Below are 16,942 nucleotides of genomic sequence, written 5' to 3' on the forward strand. Positions count from 1 at the left end.
CTCAGAAGTGAAACCTCTTAGCGCTGATGGTAGTGTGGGGTTACCCATGTGAGAGTAAGTCATCGCCAGCTCATTATTCCTAAACACCCCCGACCATAAGGCCGGGGGTGTTTTTTTTATGCGTGGGATTTTAGAAATAAGTCTTTTATTTCTGATTCTGATTTCTATATGCATTCACTTCCTATCGAGCTCCACGAACTTATTAATTTAAGTGTATAGAAGTATTTATCTGAAATCTTATTAAAGTCTTCTTAGAAGGATGATTCACGTTAATATGACTAGTGTTATCCGATCGATATAGTTTGATCTAAAAGATTTTACAGTCCTATCTTATAAATCTTAAAAAATAAAAAACCAGCGATTCGCTGGTTTTTTATGGCAGGGTATTTTTACCGAACACGCATATCACAACTGTAGTTAATATTTTCTAAATATGTTTTCATAGCAGAAATTTCAATAGGTATTATTTAATAACTACTAATTATCAAAGCTTTACATAAAATAGCCTAAGCATTATTAATTTAATTAGCTTAAATCAGTAATTATAGAGAGTCTTTCAGCATTTTTTTATGCTGTTTTACTTGTTTGGCATAACGTTTACCTTGTTTACGCATTTTACGATTATTTTCATAACCCGATGGACCTACATTATAATAGGCAAGCGCTTTCTTCCAGTCACCGGATGATTGATTATATTTAGAAAGAATATATGTACCACATTGGATATTACTGCTTTCATTGTATAAATCACCTGGACAAGTTTGTTGCCAATATCTCGGAATCACTTGCATCAAGCCTACCGCACCTGCTGGCGAAGTTGCTTGGCTACGATAAGTAGATTCCTGACGAATCACAGCCGCCACTAGAAGTGGATCTACACCCTGATTTTGTGCATGTTGAACAATTAAAGGTGAAACACGATTAGCTGTACTGGATGGGGTGGAATAAGCAGTTTGAATGCCTTTAGACAGCTTAGCTGCGCGTTTTTCTACCGAGCCTCCGCCCAAGGATGAGCAACCCGCAAAAAGAAAAGTGCTTAATAAAATAGAGGAAAATTTAAAAGAATGAGAATTAAATAGTGAACGTTTAGATTTAATTGGATTTAATAGATGAGAAAAAAACAAACTGTGAATTCCATGCCTGAATAAACGTATTTTGATGTTAGGCAGCCTATATACAAGAGTCAAGCTTGCTGCTGATGAAAGCACTTTATTACTATACAAATTTTATCTATCTAGTAAAAAACCTCTAAGTTGAAAGGGTTTTTAGCATCCAGATTTCACAGGCATCACTATGTCCGGTATTGCCTTCAGGATGATCAAGATGCTGAAAACCTAATTTTTCATAGAGTTTCACCGCTTGCCAAAGCACTTTAGTTGTTTCTAGATAGACTGACTTAATCTGATGAGCCTGTGCAAATTCAAAGGATAATTCTAAAATTTTCTTGGCAAAACCTTGCTGACGGATCTCAGGTAAAAAATACATTTTCTGAATTTCTAAAATATTTGCATCGCCTTTTAAGGGCGCAATTCCACCACCACCGTAAATTTTATTTTGTTGATCCACAATAACCCAGTAAGCTGATTTCGGTTGTTGATAAACTTGATATAGCTCATCTAGAATAGAATCGCCTACTGCGAAACCAGATTCTGCTGCCAGCCCAAAATCTTGGGAAACACGACGAATAATGCTTGCAATTTGAGCATTATCTTCAGGCTGAATAGGACGAATAGAGTACATATTGGACTGATTTTATTTTGAAAAAACGATGAATTTTTATAACCTTAAATCCTTAAAAAAGCCATCGTTTATTCAATTTAGATAAGTTTAATTCGCTATTTAATGAGCAATCATTATTTTAATTCGCTCGATGATTTTCCTAATTCCCGACGGGCAATAATCAGTTGCTGAATTTGCTGGGTGCCTTCAAAAATATCCAGAATCTTGGAATCACGCGCCCATTTTTCCAAAAGTTCAGTTTCGTTATAACCAATGGCTGCTGCCAGTTCGACACATTTTAAGGTAATTTCATTACCGATCCGACCGGCCTTGGCTTTGGCAATAGATGCTTCACGTGAATTTGGTTTGCGATTATCGGCCATCCAGGCGGCTTTCAGCATCAGCAAGCGTGCTGCTTCCCATTCAGCTTCCATACGATAGATTTGTGCTGCGATATTAGAGCTTTGTAAATACGGTGTGGCATAAGTGGAGTCCAGTTGATCCTTAAAAATCTCCTTGATGCGTTCCAGCGAGGCTTTCGCACAACCAATCGCCATGGCTGCAACCAGCGGGCGAGTATTATCAAAGGTTTCCATCACGCCAGCAAAGCCTTTAGCAACATCGATTTCTGCATGACCGAGCAAGTTTGCTGCAGGTACTCGACAGTTGATAAAGCTAATCGTGGCAGTATCGGATGATTTAATCCCTAATTTATGTTCCAGTCGTTCAACCTTCATTCCTGGAGTACCTTTGGTCACCACAAATGATTTAATGGCTGATCGTCCCAGTTTTTTATCCAAAGTTGCCCAAACGACTACTGCATCAGCACGCTCTCCGGATGTTACAAAAATTTTCTCGCCATTCAGAATATAGTTATTACCGTCTTTGGTCGCAGTGGTACGAATCGCAGCGGAATCTGAACCACAACCTGGCTCGGTAATCGCCATGGCTGCCCAAGTTCCATGAAAACGGTGCAATTGCTCATCATTGGCAACAGCTGCAATGGCTGAATTTCCTAATCCTTGGCGTGGCATCGAGAGTAATAAGCCAGTATCGCCATAACACATTTCAATAATACTCAGGGCCGTAGACATATTAATGCCATTTTTATTGCTGCTGTCTGCATCGCCACGTTTATTGACTGCTGCACCAGCATTCATGCCTTCACTACCTTGGTTCATACCATCCACGACTGAAGCGAGCATGTCTAGCTCTATCGGATAAGCATGTTCAGCCTTGTCATATTTACGTGAAATCGGACGCAAAACATTGAGGGCAACTTCATGTGCTTGATCAATCAAAAGCTTGAATTTTTTTGGAGTTTGTAGATTCATCATTGTTCTTCTTTATGTTCTAATCAGGCATGCAAGCCAGAATGGAGAATGGCAGTGGCTCTCAGGTCTCTATACCAGCGTTCTACCGGATGTTCTTTGGTAAAACCATGACCACCCAAAATCTGTACACCATCGGTGCCTATTTTCATGGATTTTTCTGCACAGAGTAGGCGTGCCAGATAAGCTTCACGATGAAAAGCTTGACCAGATTCAGCCAGACTCGCGGCATTCAGGATCAGCATTTGCATTGCGTCAATTTCAATGGCCATATCGGCAATCATAAAGGCGACACTCTGACGATGGGAAATCGGTTCACCAAAAGCGATACGTTCATTGGCATATTGCACACAGTATTTTTTGACTGCTTCACAGGTGCCCACCGCCATCGCACACCACATTAAATTACCCAGATCAATAAAAGCCGTATAATCAAAATCCACATCTCCCAGACGATATGCCGGAGTATTTTCAAATTTGAGCGTAACGGTTTCAGTAGCTTTTAATCCCATAGCCGGCGATTTTTTCGCAGTGACGGTACTGTCGCGTTGCACCACAAAGACCTCAGCTCTGCCATCTAGATCAGCACTGACCAGATAGAGATCGGCACTTTCTCCCAAGAGCACCAAGGTCTTTTGACCCCGAATCAGATAATGTCCCTGATGTGCAACAGCTTTAGTTTTAAGTTGCTCCGGGTTAAACGCTGCTGTTTCTTCCTGCACTGCAAAGGTGGCCTTTAACTCAGGATTCTCTGCGAAAGCGCCCAGATATTCTGACTGAATCTGCTCTGAGCCCCAGCGGGTAATAGCATTAATGACACTAAAAGTCGAAAGTAAGCCAGCCGTCAGACTGAAATCACCCTGAGCCAAATGTTGAGCGATTAAAATATTGCTAACTATATTCTGTTCCGATGCAACGCCCCCCAATGCTTCAGGCAGGGCATAGAAATTTAAACCTAAATCAGTGCTGTATTGCCAGAGTTCATGGGGAAATAATTCATGCTGATCTGCATCATGTGCCAATGGATATAGCACCTCTTGGGCAAATTGCTGCATGGCATTACAGGTCATTTGCTGTTCTTGAGTCAGATTCAGATCAAATAAGGATTTAGACTGATGCGGCAGACGCTGTTTTTGAATCTTCTGGCCAGATTTGAGAATTTTCTGAGTTTGACTCAGGGTTTTGAATCCTGCTTTTGAACTTTGATAAAGCGATTTTTCAACAAATTTACGTAGTTTTAATTGATCTAATACTTCGCTACCCGCGATTTTGGTCAGTATGGACAAGCCAAATCCTTGGGCTTTATTCACCATATTATTCATTCTGATTATCCTAAAGGTGTTGTCACGTTATTTTTTTAATACTGACATGCACTCAGAGATAAAACTATGTCATCCCTGACATGAATGATTGACAATTTTTAGGTTTTTGGGATTGAAGAAAGGGATGAATAAATCAATGAAAATTAAAAGAAAGATAAAAATACAAAAAATCCATTATGGATAAAAATTGACCCGAATGACAAAATCATCCGGGTTTTTTTTGATGCAGGTTTTATTTTAAGAGAGATGATGTTTAATCATGGCACGCACATTGGTTTTGGCATCAATCACGGTCATAAAGGTGTAAGCACCAATAAATTTACGGCTAATAAACATAAATTCCTTTGGTGGAACACTGAAATAACGTGAAGCCATAGATCTCGACGCCTGTTGCATCACACGGCTATGCAGCTGGCTTTTTTTCCAGTCATAACGGTTATGTTCATCCATGATGCCGGCTGGCAATTCTTGATTATTTAGCGGTGAACTAAAAGCTTCTGTGGCCAGTAAAAAGACTTTGGCCATATCTGGTTTGATGCTTTGCGGAATCGAATCAAAAAACTCATAACCAGTCATCGCCTTGACCATCATATCCGAGTCATGATGATAGCCTGCCTGAATCAGGTTACGCGCAACACTGAGCAGATGTTGGTCAAACTGGCGGATCGCGCCAAAGTCGAGCAGAATGATCTTGTCGTGCACATCTGCGCCATTGCCCAGACGAACCAGATAGTTACCAAAGTTCGGATCGGTTTGCATCTCGCCCCATTCGAAGATTTCACGCACTGCAATTTCCAGAGAGGCTTCACCTAACTGGTTGCGGCGTTCTTGGGGTAGGGACAACATCACCGGGCTATTGATCGGCACACCACGTTCAAAGGTCATGCACAGCACACGATCAGAGCAATATTCATTAATAATCGTTGGTACGATATAGCGCGGATCATCTTTTAAACGTGCAGCAAAACGACGTGTGGTATCTGCTTCAATCTGATAATTTACTTCACGATGCATCATTTCACGGACTTCATCGAACCATTGGTCGAATTCGCGGGTCTGTGGCACGATACGGGTCAATTTCAGCATGTTTTTAAACAGGCTCATATCCGAATCAATGGCTTCTGCCACACCCGGATATTGAATTTTTAACACTAATTCCATACCATCAGATTTTCGGGTAGCACGATGTACCTGTGCCAAAGAAGCTGTGCCCAAAGGTTCATGATCAATGGTGAGATCGTCGAGCTTAGAACCGAGTTGTTGCTGTAACTGGGTCTTGATGGCTGGCCATGCCAATGCTACCGTCTGATTGTTCAGGGTATTTAGAGCCTGAGTGACTTCTTCTGGCAGAAAATGCTCACCGTACAGCGCCATCATCTGGCCAATTTTAACGATAGACCCTTTCAGCTTGCCAATTTCTGCCACTAGATAATCGGCCTGTTCTTTCATGGCTTTTTTACGTTTCTTTTCTTTTTCTTCTTCGCTTGAGAACATGGAGCTTGCACTAGAAGCTGCCCAACGCGTGCCTGCCAGCAAGGATGCCTTTGCGATCGATAAGCGTCGATCCATAGAGGAGGTTTTCAGTTGTTTAAGCTTATCGTTCTGATCTGACATGTAAACTCGATCCTTTCATCATCAGCATGAAGCAGAATAAATCATTGTAAGGGATAGTAGCGTTTCTGCACGTATTAAAAAAGTTTAAGCCGCTGAATTCATAGTAAAAGCTAGGCAAGCTTTCATTTATTCACCAACTTGTATCAGTTTAGACAGGGCATTATGCCATTTGAAATTGGATTTTTAATTCAGATCGTTGTTGTAACTGTTGTTTATTTGTTTGAATATGTTGATGAATCAGGCACTGTACGCTGTCATGCATGAAGCCCAAAGCATAGCCTTTTACAATCACAATACTTGGCAAGCCAAAAAACAGATATTTAGCATCGTCCAATGTCGCATCGGTAAATACGCCATGTTGCACTAAGGTCGACTGCAAAAATACCTTTTCTTGCTGCACCTGACTGGAGGCTTGATCATTCCAGTAATTCTGGCGCATCGCCATAAGATTATTGTGCTTATAGCTCATAGATCTGGGCTCGTTTGAAGATTGAATGCGGATTATATGTGGGTCATGGGCCAATTTTCAATTGTGCAACTGTTTAATCTTTTAGTCCGAGAAAGACATAGGATTTTTGTCCGGACTGCGTTAATATCAGTGGATAATTTAAACAATATTGATTGTTAAACATTTATTGGGATTGTACCGGTTTCGGTCAAGGGGAAGTTATGCGTCTTGCATGGTTTTTAGTTGCAATTTTTGCGGGTACTGCGGTTCAGACACAAGCTGCTGTTGGGTATTCTAAGGAATATACACAGTGCATGAATTTTAGTTATGGTAATACACCCAAAGCGGAAAAATGCTTGGAAAAAGAGCTGAAAGTTCATAATAAACGTTTGAAGAAAAACTATAAAACTTATTTTAAATTGAATCCGAATCAGACTGCAGTTATCCGCAGTCAGCATGTATTGTGGGAGCGTAAACTGTCCCAGCAATGTAACTTTAGAATGTCAGGAAAATATGCTAAGCAGCAACAGGGTCAATGTATGCTGGCTTTGATCATGGATCAGGCCAATCTTTATCAATCCCGCTCTTATGCGTCCGGGTTCCGATAAGTCATTATAGCATTAGCATGCAAATTTAACAGAAATACCTCTGAATAAAGTAAACATTTATCTGCATAATCACTCACAAAAACAGGAGTTTTATAATTTTTGTAGGCGTAGAGAATTCGTGTTTTTCATACTTTTAGCATTATAAAAGCAGGCAAAACAAGGTATCATAAGGCGTTTAAAAAAATGACCTTGGAGACGCCTTAAGTGGATCGACCGACTATTAGCCCTGAACATATGCAGGAAGCCGCTGAAAATTTAACCACCATTCGTGATTTTATTCGTTTTGGTGTGACAGCATTACGTCAATACGATGCACATTTGGGCCAAGGCACAGAAGATTATTTTGCTGAAAGTTCAGCGCTAGTGCTGCAAACCCTGTCACTAGAGTGGAAAGCGGACGCTGAAATTTTAGATGCCAAATTATTGCCAAGTGAAAAAGCCGAATTTTTAAGTCTGCTGGAACGCCGTATTAATGAAAAAGTACCGACTTCATATTTATTGAACCTGGCTTACTTCGACGGCAAACCCTACTATGTCGATGAGCGTGTGCTGATTCCACGTTCACCGATTGCTGAACTGATTCAGAACCGTTTTGCCCCGTATTTCCTGGGTGAACATGGTCAAATGGGTGAAGCGGTTAATAACTTGCCGGAAAACCCGAATCCGAAGATACCACAACGCATTCTAGATATGTGTACCGGTTCCGGCTGTATCGCAATTGCCTTGGCTTATGCTTTCCCTGAAGCGGAAGTAGATGCGACTGATATTTCGAAAGAAGCCTTGGAAGTTGCGCAAATCAATACTGAGCATCATGACAAGCAATATCAGATCGCTTTGCTTGAATCAGATCTGTTTGAAAAAATTCCAGCTGAAAACCAATACGATTTAATCGTATCTAATCCGCCGTATGTCGATGCGGAAGATATGGCTGATTTGCCTGAGGAATTCCATCATGAGCCTGAGCTTGCACTTGCTGCAGGTCAGGACGGTCTGGATCTGGTGCGTAAAATGCTGGCTCAAGCAGCAGATTATCTGACTGAGAATGGCCTGATCGTGATCGAAGTGGGTAACTCAGAATGGGCGATGCGCCAAAACTTTAATTCGGTTGATTTCTACTGGTTACAATTCCAGAAAGGTGGTACGGGTATCTTTGCATTGACTGCAGAGCAATGTCGTACCTACCGTGATTTATTCATACAGTCTATTCAAGCATAAGGAGTCGTTTGACATGGCAGGTAATAGTATAGGGCAACTGTTCCGTGTAACGACTTGTGGTGAATCTCACGGTGTTGGTCTGATGGCGATCATCGATGGGGTTCCACCCGGCATTGAGCTGACTGAAGCTGATTTGCAAAAGGATCTGGACCGCCGTAAGCCGGGTACATCGAAATTTGCAACCCAACGTAAAGAACCCGATGAAGTAGAAATTATTTCCGGTGTGTTTGAGGGTAAAACCACCGGTACTTCAATTGGTTTGTTAATTCGTAATACGGATCAAAAATCGAAAGACTACGGCAATATTGCGCAGACATTCCGACCGGGTCATGCCGACTATACCTATACCCAAAAGTATGGTTTCCGTGATTACCGTGGTGGAGGCCGTTCAAGTGCGCGTGAAACGGCAATGCGTGTTGCTGCGGGTGCAATTGCCAAGAAATTCCTTTTCGAGAAATTTGGCATTGAGATTCGTGGTCATGTAACCCAGATTGGTACTGAAAAAGCAGAGAAACTGGACTGGAACGAAGTTCCAAACAATCCGTTTTTCTGTGGCGATGTGGATGCAGTACCGCGTTTTGAAGCGCTAGTGACGTCTTTGCGTGAGCAAGGTACCAGTTGTGGCGCTAAACTGGAGATCATTGCATCTAAAGTGCCAGTCGGTTGGGGCGAGCCAGTCTTTGATCGTCTGGATGCTGATATTGCGCATGCCATGATGTCGATTAATGCCGTTAAAGGTGTAGAAATCGGTGATGGTTTTGGCGTTGCTGAACAGTTTGGTCATGAAAGCCGTGATGAACTCACCACAGAAGGCTTCCTGGCCAATCATGCTGGCGGTATTCTAGGCGGTATTTCTAGCGGTCAGGACATTCGTGTTGCGATTGCGTTGAAGCCGACTGCATCTATCACCACGCCGGGTAAAACCATCAATATTGAGCGTGAAGATACTGATGTGTTGACCAAAGGCCGTCATGATCCTTGTGTGGGTGTGCGTGCAACCCCGATTGCTGAAGCGATGCTGGCGATAGTACTCATGGATCATTTCATGCGTCACCGTGCGCAAAATGCCGATGTAGTTGCGCCATTTGCACCGATTGAACCTAAATAATTTGCTTTAACTTTAAAGTGAAATTGTTTTAAAGTCAGACTCCGGTCTGACTTTTTTTATTTATAAAATGAATCACTATAAAAATATACGATTGGCAAGCAAAGCTGATATTCAGCAACTTACCATACTAATTAATACAGCTTATCGTACTCGGGGTGGATGGACCACAGAAGAAGGAATGATCCAGGGTGATCGTATTCAAGAACAACAGTTATATGAATTGCTCAATTCAGCAGATTTTCAGCTGTTTGTGTTGGAAATTGAAAATAAGCTTCTTGGTTGTATTGGCGTGAGCTTAGGGCAGCAAGTAGCAGAGATTGGAAGCTTTGCTGTTGCACCTGCTGAGCAAAACTCGGGTTATGGCAAGCAATTATTGGACTTTGCCGAATCCCATATTTTCGAAATATTTAAGAAGAACGTGATTCAGATGTCAGTGTTAAATGTTCGTACTGAACTGTTGGCATATTATCAGCGCCATGGCTATCAGCTGACTGAAAAGATTGAAGCATATCCACTGGGTCAAAAGCTCGGAGAACCTTTGATTCCGTTACATTTACTGATTTTAGAAAAAATCATCAGATCAATATGATTAGTTGGTGAAAATTCAAGCTTTTTGCTACTTAAATTGAGTGGTGAAAAAGCTCATCAATATGCTAAGTTTTCTGTTCAGTCTAAGCGGCTTAAGATTAGGCAGAAAACAGATCAGGATGTCACATGCTGCATATTATTTTAACTTCTTTATTTCCCCTCATCGGACTGATCAGCTTTGGTTATCTGCTTAAGCGTAGGCAATGGTTGAGTGATGATTTTTGGCGAGGCGCTGAAAAGTTAAATTATTATGCATTGTTTCCGGTAATGCTGTTTTTAAATCTGGCCACTGCCAAGATTCAAATGAATGTCATTCAGGATGTAGTACTGGTCGTATTTAGCATCATGGCTGTGGTCAGTATTGCGCTGTATATCTTGCGCCAAATTTACCGAATTTCCTATGCGCGTTTCGGCGTCTATGTTCAAGGTTTACTGCGCTTTAATACCTATATTGGCCTTGCTGCTGTCAGCGCCTTATTTCAGCAGCAGGGTATGACTATTTTCGCTGTGATCATGGTGCTGTGTATTCCTTTGGTGAATATCTTGTCAGTGCTGGCATTTACCCGTAGCCACGATATGCAGCTGAAAAAAATCGTCCTGGATTTGTCTAAAAATCCATTAATTTTAGGCTGTATAGTGGGTGGTTTATTTAATCTTTCCGGTTTGTCACTCTGGACTGGAACAGAGCAGTTCCTTAAACAGATTGCACTGTGCAGTTTGCCGCTCGGTTTGATGTGTGTGGGAGCAGCCTTACAGTTTCAGGGTTTTCAGCGTGATGTATTGCCACTCAGCCTGATAACCTTTGGTCGCCTGTTCGGAATGCCGCTGATTGCATTTTTAGTGTGTAAAATTTTCCAGATTGATGCATTAACTACTCAGGTATTGGTCTTGTTCTTTGCACTTCCTACCGCCTCAGCTTCGTATGTCTTAACCCGGGTGTATGGTGGCGATAGTGAGTTAATGACTAGTATTATCAGTGTACAAACAGTGGTCGCAGCAGGAAGCTTAGTACTGATGCTTTCTTGGATTATCTAAAATTCTAGAATAAATGATAAAAGTCTAAATTTTGCTTTGGATGACATATACTTTGAATTATTAAAATAGCCTAAGCAAATGTTGAGTTCTATTTAAGCGCCAAAATTAAATAAGTTCTGGAATTTTATAAAGGATAGAACTTGCTCATTTTACTTAGGACAGCAAAATCTAAAAATTTGATATCTAGGCAATATCCTCCATCACCCATGTATGCTCTTAATTAAAAAGAATCACAGATAAATTCACGTGAATTAACATAAATAAAAACTGTGTTTTTCCTAAAAATGGTATATAAATTGCTCATGATAATAAAACATTATTGCAGGAGAGAAATGCTTCTGCATTCGCCGAAGGAGCAAGTTCCCAGGAAACTCTCAGGCAAAAGGACTGTGATAATGGATAAAAACTCTGGAGAGAAGTGTTCAATCACTCACCGAAGGGGAAGGTGGCCGCATTGATGTGCAATGTATCTACCGAAGCTCTCAGGTACACATGACAGATGGGAAAAGACATCAATATAATCAAGGAGGTGTCTATGCGTCATGTCGTGGTGATTGGGGCCGGTATTACCGGAGTAACCACAGCTTATGAGCTGGCACAATCAGGCTATCAAGTGACTGTGGTTGATCGGCATCTTTATCCGGCAATGGAAACATCCTTTGCCAATGGCGGCCAGCTTTCTGCCTGTAATGCCGAAGTATGGAACCAGAAAGCCACGGTACTCAAAGGCATCAAATGGATGTCACAAAAAACCGCACCACTTTTGCTCAATCCTTCTTTCAGTGTGCATAAATACAGCTGGCTCATGGAATTTCTGGGCAATATCAAACATTATGAAGCCAATACCCGAGAGACTGTACGGCTGGCTTTACTGGCAAGAGCACGCTTATTTGAAATTGCCGAAACAGAAAATATTGATTTCAATTTAGAAAAACGTGGAATTTTACATTTTTATCATAACAAGACAGATTATGATGTTGCGATCAAAGTCAATGATCTGTTGTGTAGCGGTGGTCTGGAGCGCAATGCCATTTCCAATGCAGAAATCAAGCAGATCGAACCTGCATTAACTGGCGATTATTATGCAGGATTTTACTGTCAGAGCGATGCCACCGGGGATATTCATAAATTTAGTACCGGTTTGGCCAAAGCCTGTATGCAAAAAGGCGTGAAATTTGAGTTTGGTCAAGATGTTTTTGTTGTTGATCATCAGGCTCAGAATATTCGGGTTAAATGCAAACCTAGTACTGAAAATGTCCATTCCTCTCCAGAGGATGTTCTGGAAATTAATGCAGATGCCATTGTGGTCTGTGCAGGGGTTGGCAGCTATCAATTGGCTGAAATACTTGGTGAACGAGTCAATGTCTATCCAGTCAAAGGCTACTCGATTACCGTGCAACTGAATGATGAGCAGAGCCAGAACAACGCACCTTGGGTCAGTCTGCTAGATGAAAGTGCGAAAATTGTCTTGTCACGCCTAGGCAAGGATCGTTTGCGTGTTGCAGGAACAGCCGAGTTTAATGGCTATAACCGGGATATTCGTGCTGACCGAATTCAACCTTTAATTGACTGGACCAATCGTAATTTTGACCTGTGTACTGAGCATGTTGTTCCGTGGGCAGGCTTACGCCCCATGATGCCAAATATGATGCCTGTGGTACGCCGTGGCAAACATGAGCGGGTCTTTTACAATACCGGACATGGTCATCTGGGCTGGACTTTATCAGCTGCAACGGCTGCGATGATTAGTCAGGAAATTGCGCAATACTATCCAGCTTAAATTGATAGCCCGCTTGCGGGCTATTTTTTACATCAAAGATATCATTTTATATAACAATAAATTTTAATATTTTTAAATTAAATCAATCATATAGTCGATAAATACCGGTAAAGAGTTCACAGCCTTTCTGCTGGCTACTGACCGCTAAAATGGCTTTACTATAGTTAAACTCATAGCGGCAGTCATTTTCATTATCGGTGATCTGGTTTTTTGTCTCAGGCGTAGTATAGGCTAAAAAAGGAATGATCTGCTTCTCAGCCCGGTTATTCGGATTACGATAGGCAAGACCTTCAATCTTGATCCGGTCTTTGGTCAGTTGATGAATCTTGAGATGTACAGGCTGCTTGGCGATTTGTCCCTGTTCAAACTTAATATAATGCTGGGTCAGACTTTGATTCAGTGAAATATAGACATTTAAATCATCTAAACGCCATTCAAACTGCTGTTTAAAACAGTCTAGCGTTTTGCATTGCTGTAAACGGGTCGCCCATAATTGTTGGCTATCTTGCAATAAGCGCACAGGCGCATCGGTAATCAGAAAAGCAGTAAAGTATTGGTCTGCGAGTTTTGCACGAGATTCAGCCAGCGATGCTGAGCAGACTTTATTCATGGCAGCCGTTTTTTGGCTGTCATCGCTACAGTTTAGTGTGATCGCCGAGCTACCTGTAGAAATCATCCCCAGACCGAGCATCAGGCCAATTATTTTCAACATATTTATATCAGTTTTCAGTAGCATGATCGCTTATACTTTCACTGTGTTACGCTTGGTCTAACTATAGCGAAATAGAAAGCAAGTGTACAAGATTTCAATGGGCTATTTCTAAAGGATGTATAAGGTGATTGCACAAATTCGTATTGGCCAGGGTCTGGATGTGCATGCATTTGAAGAAGGTGATTTTGTCACTCTGGCAGGCATTCAAATTCCGCATACTCACGGTCTGAAAGCACATTCGGATGGTGATGTGGTTCTGCATGCACTCTGTGATGCTTTGTTGGGCGCATTGGCGCTTGGAGATATTGGCCAGCATTTCCCAGATACAGATCCTGGGTTTAAAGGTGCAGATAGCCGGGTACTACTCAAGCATGTTTATCAGCTAATTCTGGATCGTGGTTATCACCTGAATAATGCCGATATTACCGTGGCCTGTGAACGTCCAAAAATGGCTAAGCACAATCTGGCGATGCGTCAAAGTATTGCAGATGTCTTGGATGTTGATGTGACTCAAATCAGTATTAAAGCCACCACCACTGAACAGTTAGGTTTTACCGGTCGTCAGGAAGGAATTATGTCCATGGCAACCGTGCTGTTGAGCCACAGCAAATAAAATCAGGCAAAATAATTTGGATTAATCAAGGAAAGTTCCAGTTCCTGAGTTGCTTTACGGCCTTGTAGCTGTAGGGCAACCGCATGCATTAAACCGGTCCAGGTTTCATTCGGTTCCCAGATCTGATGCAAGTGTTCTTGTGCTGTAGGCAGATCCATATCCATATAGTACTGACGATATAAGTACATCAGACAGCTGACATGGTAGTTTTGCGAACAATGTACCCAGACCATTTGCTCTTTTACCAGATGATCGATCAGGTCCAGTACCAGCAGGCATTGATTGTCTGAAGGGGTTTCCCAGGAAATCGGAACCTGAATATAGTTCAGTCCCAGCTCAAGGCAAATTTTATCTTCATGCGGCAGATACTGTTCGCTATCGGTCAGCGCCACATTGATGACAGTAGATACACCGTATTCTTTCATCAGCTGTAATTGGGTAGTGGTCGGTTGACCGGAGCTAAACAGATGTTCGTGTATGAACTGAAAATTCTCAATCTGGCTTAATGCCGTTTCAATATCATTCATCAGATAAATTTTCCTTGTTCTAGAAATGCAAACGCCATCTTGGCGATGGCGTTGGTCAGATCATTTAACGATTAGGTAAAATGTCTTTCAATGCCTCATGCATGTCGAGTAAAACTTTTTCAGTCGTTTCCCAGTCGATACAGCCATCCGTAACGGATTGACCGTATTCCATATCATTCAGGTTCGCCGGAATGTCCTGACGACCACCCTTAAGATGACTTTCTACCATAATACCAACAATTGACTTGTTTCCATCAAGAATTTGTTCGGAAATGTTTTTAAGTACAAGTGGTTGCAGGTACGGGTCTTTGTTAGAGTTGGCGTGGCTGGCATCAATCATGATCTTGGTGCTGACTTTGGCCTTGGCTAGAGCAGCTTCTGCATCGGCAACCGAGCCTGCATCGTAGTTCGGTTTGCCATTACCGCCACGCAGTACCACGTGAGCGTAAGGATTGCCTGAAGTGCGAATCACAGCCACCTGACCCTGATCATTCAGACCGAGGAAGCTGTGACCATGTTTCACAGATTGCATCGCATTGGTCGCGACCGTTAAACCGCCGTCAGTACCATTTTTAAAGCCGACTGGTGAAGAAAGACCAGAAGACATTTCACGATGGGTCTGGCTTTCTGTGGTACGTGCACCAATCGCTGACCATGAAATCAGGTCTTGGTAATACTGTGGCGAGTTTGGATCAAGTGCTTCAGTGGCACATGGCAAGCCCATTTCATTCAGTTCAAGTAATAGCTTGCGACCGATACGCAGACCTTTTTCAATATTGAATGAATCATTCATATCCGGGTCATTGATCAGGCCTTTCCAGCCTACGGTAGTACGCGGTTTTTCAAAATAAACCCGCATCACGATATATAAGCTGTCTTTAACTTTTTCGCTCAGCACTTTTAAACGCTCAGCATATTCATGTGCCGCCGCCGGATCATGGATAGAACAAGGGCCAATTACAACGAACAGGCGTTTGTCTTCACCATCCAGAATTTTACGAATCGTTTCACGACCATGCAGTACGGTTTGATAAGCAGTTTCAGTCAACGGTAACTCTGCTTTAAGCTCAGCAGGGGTTACAAGAGGAATCATGCTGTGGATATTCACGTCATCAATATCTGATGCTGAAATAGGATTTGACTGTTGTGTATTCATTGCCGTCACTGGTTCGATCATACAAAAGGTTGTTTAATAGCCCGAATATAACATGAATGATGCGTCACTTTGTTATAAAAAAGATGAATACTTCTTTGAAAAAAAAGTGATGAATCGGATAGTTAACTTAAACGGACGGGGAATTTTGATTCACAATTATCATTGCTGTTTCAGCAGGTTGAGCCGGTTTTGATTTCACAGGATTAATCATGAAATTCACGCCCAGCGCAAATAGGGTAATACCTAAAATTTTGCGGATCAGTTTTTCCGGCATACGTGAGCTGAGTAAAGTGCCGACAATAATCGCCGGAATAGACCCCACCAATAACCACATGAGCAGCATGAAATCGACGTTGCCTGAAGACATATGACCTAGACCTGCGACCAGTGTCAGTAATACCGCGTGCACCACGTCAGAGCCAATAATACGAATCATCGGCAGATTCGGGAACATCACTACAAGTGCCATGATACCAAATGCACCGGCACCCACTGAAGATAGCGTGACAAATATGCCCAAGATAATGCCCATGATGATGATAGCAACGCGCTTTTCTTTGGCTTGCAGCTTCACTTTTTCCAGATCCTGCGTCATATCCGGTAGTTCTTGTTTTCTGTATTTATTAAAAAGATTTTCGATCTGGGTGCGAAACAGAATGGATAAGCCGGTAATAGTCAGCATAAAGCCCAAGACCATGGTCAGGACGGCTTTGTAATGCGTCGATTGGCTCAGATAGTTCTCGAGTACCCAATGCGTTGCAAAAGATGCGGGAATACTGCCAACGGCCAGCCAGATCACAATCGGCCAGACAATATTCATTTTCTTGGCATGCACAAACGAGCCACAGAATTTAGAAATCGCGGCATAGAGCAGGTCAGTACCAATCGCGATATGCGGTTCAATCCGGAATAAACTGATAAGAATTGGCGTCATTAATGAACCGCCACCGACACCGGTGACACCTACACAAAAACCTACCAGAACGCCTGCTAAAATAAATTCAATCGGACCAAACATGCATATATGCCAAAATCAAAAAACGAGCATATCTTATGACTTTTGGATATAAGTCGTTGTCTTGATTATTGATTTACTTATGCATAAAAAAGATAAAGCTAGGTGAAGAATATTAGGTGATCTTTCATGTTTATTCACTGGGTTATGT

Annotated in this window: 17 protein-coding genes and 1 riboswitch; of the genes, 7 read left to right on the plus strand and 10 right to left on the minus strand. The window is 42.0% G+C overall.

The window, feature by feature from the left end:
- Nucleotides 1–542: 542 nt before the first annotated feature.
- From NI470_RS13125 to NI470_RS13150, 6 genes are all read right to left on the minus strand, one after another.
- Nucleotides 543–1,124, minus strand: a complete 582-nt coding sequence (locus tag NI470_RS13125; RefSeq protein WP_253148626.1) for a lytic transglycosylase domain-containing protein — start codon at nt 1,122–1,124, stop codon at nt 543–545.
- A 124-nt stretch (nt 1,125–1,248) separates the two neighbouring features.
- Nucleotides 1,249–1,740, minus strand: a complete 492-nt coding sequence (locus NI470_RS13130; protein ID WP_253148628.1) for a GNAT family N-acetyltransferase — start codon at nt 1,738–1,740, stop codon at nt 1,249–1,251.
- Between the two features lie 113 nt (nt 1,741–1,853).
- Nucleotides 1,854–3,053 (minus strand): acyl-CoA dehydrogenase family protein, encoded by a 1,200-nt coding sequence (locus NI470_RS13135; protein ID WP_253148661.1) that lies wholly within the window; start codon nt 3,051–3,053, stop codon nt 1,854–1,856.
- A 23-nt stretch (nt 3,054–3,076) separates the two neighbouring features.
- On the minus strand, nt 3,077–4,363 hold the full coding sequence (locus NI470_RS13140) for an acyl-CoA dehydrogenase family protein (protein WP_253148663.1): 1,287 nt from the start codon (nt 4,361–4,363) through the stop codon (nt 3,077–3,079).
- 246 nt (nt 4,364–4,609) lie between these two features.
- A complete protein-coding gene (locus tag NI470_RS13145; RefSeq protein ID WP_004647106.1) occupies nt 4,610–5,986 on the minus strand; it encodes an ABC1 kinase family protein in 1,377 nt (458 codons plus the stop codon).
- 160 nt (nt 5,987–6,146) lie between these two features.
- Nucleotides 6,147–6,455 (minus strand): hypothetical protein, encoded by a 309-nt coding sequence (locus NI470_RS13150; RefSeq protein ID WP_180038477.1) that lies wholly within the window; start codon nt 6,453–6,455, stop codon nt 6,147–6,149.
- A gap of 200 nt (nt 6,456–6,655) precedes the next feature.
- Between NI470_RS13150 and NI470_RS13155 the strand changes: the two genes are divergently transcribed.
- The 6 genes from NI470_RS13155 to NI470_RS13180 all read left to right on the plus strand — a co-directional run bounded on the left by NI470_RS13155 (nt 6,656) and on the right by NI470_RS13180 (nt 12,768).
- Entirely contained in the window at nt 6,656–7,042 is a 387-nt protein-coding gene (locus NI470_RS13155; protein WP_180038476.1) for a DUF1311 domain-containing protein, read from the plus strand.
- A 204-nt stretch (nt 7,043–7,246) separates the two neighbouring features.
- On the plus strand, nt 7,247–8,257 hold the full coding sequence (gene prmB / locus NI470_RS13160) for a 50S ribosomal protein L3 N(5)-glutamine methyltransferase (protein WP_005100101.1): 1,011 nt from the start codon (nt 7,247–7,249) through the stop codon (nt 8,255–8,257).
- A 13-nt stretch (nt 8,258–8,270) separates the two neighbouring features.
- A complete protein-coding gene (aroC, locus tag NI470_RS13165; protein WP_004280471.1) occupies nt 8,271–9,365 on the plus strand; it encodes a chorismate synthase in 1,095 nt (364 codons plus the stop codon).
- A 67-nt stretch (nt 9,366–9,432) separates the two neighbouring features.
- On the plus strand, nt 9,433–9,954 hold the full coding sequence (locus NI470_RS13170) for a GNAT family N-acetyltransferase (protein ID WP_005246131.1): 522 nt from the start codon (nt 9,433–9,435) through the stop codon (nt 9,952–9,954).
- A gap of 125 nt (nt 9,955–10,079) precedes the next feature.
- The gene (locus tag NI470_RS13175) at nt 10,080–10,988 is read left to right on the plus strand and encodes an AEC family transporter (RefSeq protein ID WP_253148630.1); all 909 of its coding nucleotides are present in this window, start codon (nt 10,080–10,082) and stop codon (nt 10,986–10,988) included.
- 312 nt (nt 10,989–11,300) lie between these two features.
- Nucleotides 11,301–11,388: riboswitch (glycine riboswitch) on the plus strand.
- 135 nt (nt 11,389–11,523) lie between these two features.
- Nucleotides 11,524–12,768, plus strand: coding sequence for a D-amino acid dehydrogenase (locus NI470_RS13180; RefSeq protein WP_005266264.1), 1,245 nt, complete (start codon nt 11,524–11,526; stop codon nt 12,766–12,768).
- A gap of 82 nt (nt 12,769–12,850) precedes the next feature.
- Here NI470_RS13180 and NI470_RS13185 read toward each other — a convergent pair whose 3' ends face one another.
- Nucleotides 12,851–13,504 carry an A1S_1983 family putative colistin resistance protein gene (locus NI470_RS13185; RefSeq protein WP_253148632.1) on the minus strand — a complete coding sequence of 218 codons (654 nt, stop codon included), beginning with the start codon at nt 13,502–13,504 and terminating at the stop codon, nt 12,851–12,853.
- A 100-nt stretch (nt 13,505–13,604) separates the two neighbouring features.
- Between NI470_RS13185 and ispF the strand changes: the two genes are divergently transcribed.
- On the plus strand, nt 13,605–14,093 hold the full coding sequence (ispF, locus tag NI470_RS13190; RefSeq protein ID WP_253148634.1) for a 2-C-methyl-D-erythritol 2,4-cyclodiphosphate synthase: 489 nt from the start codon (nt 13,605–13,607) through the stop codon (nt 14,091–14,093).
- 2 nt (nt 14,094–14,095) lie between these two features.
- Here the strand turns inward: ispF and NI470_RS13195 are convergent, their stop codons facing one another.
- The 3 genes from NI470_RS13195 to NI470_RS13205 all read right to left on the minus strand — a co-directional run bounded on the left by NI470_RS13195 (nt 14,096) and on the right by NI470_RS13205 (nt 16,794).
- Nucleotides 14,096–14,620 carry a protein tyrosine phosphatase family protein gene (locus tag NI470_RS13195; RefSeq protein WP_004280464.1) on the minus strand — a complete coding sequence of 175 codons (525 nt, stop codon included), beginning with the start codon at nt 14,618–14,620 and terminating at the stop codon, nt 14,096–14,098.
- Between the two features lie 64 nt (nt 14,621–14,684).
- Nucleotides 14,685–15,776, minus strand: a complete 1,092-nt coding sequence (locus NI470_RS13200; RefSeq protein WP_174766804.1) for a 3-deoxy-7-phosphoheptulonate synthase — start codon at nt 15,774–15,776, stop codon at nt 14,685–14,687.
- A gap of 127 nt (nt 15,777–15,903) precedes the next feature.
- Entirely contained in the window at nt 15,904–16,794 is an 891-nt protein-coding gene (locus NI470_RS13205) for a sulfite exporter TauE/SafE family protein (RefSeq protein ID WP_004280461.1), read from the minus strand.
- Between the last annotated feature and the right edge of the window lie 148 nt (nt 16,795–16,942).

The sequence above is a fragment of the Acinetobacter lwoffii genome, from assembly GCF_024129115.1.
Classification (GTDB): Bacteria; Pseudomonadota; Gammaproteobacteria; order Pseudomonadales; family Moraxellaceae; genus Acinetobacter; species Acinetobacter lwoffii_T.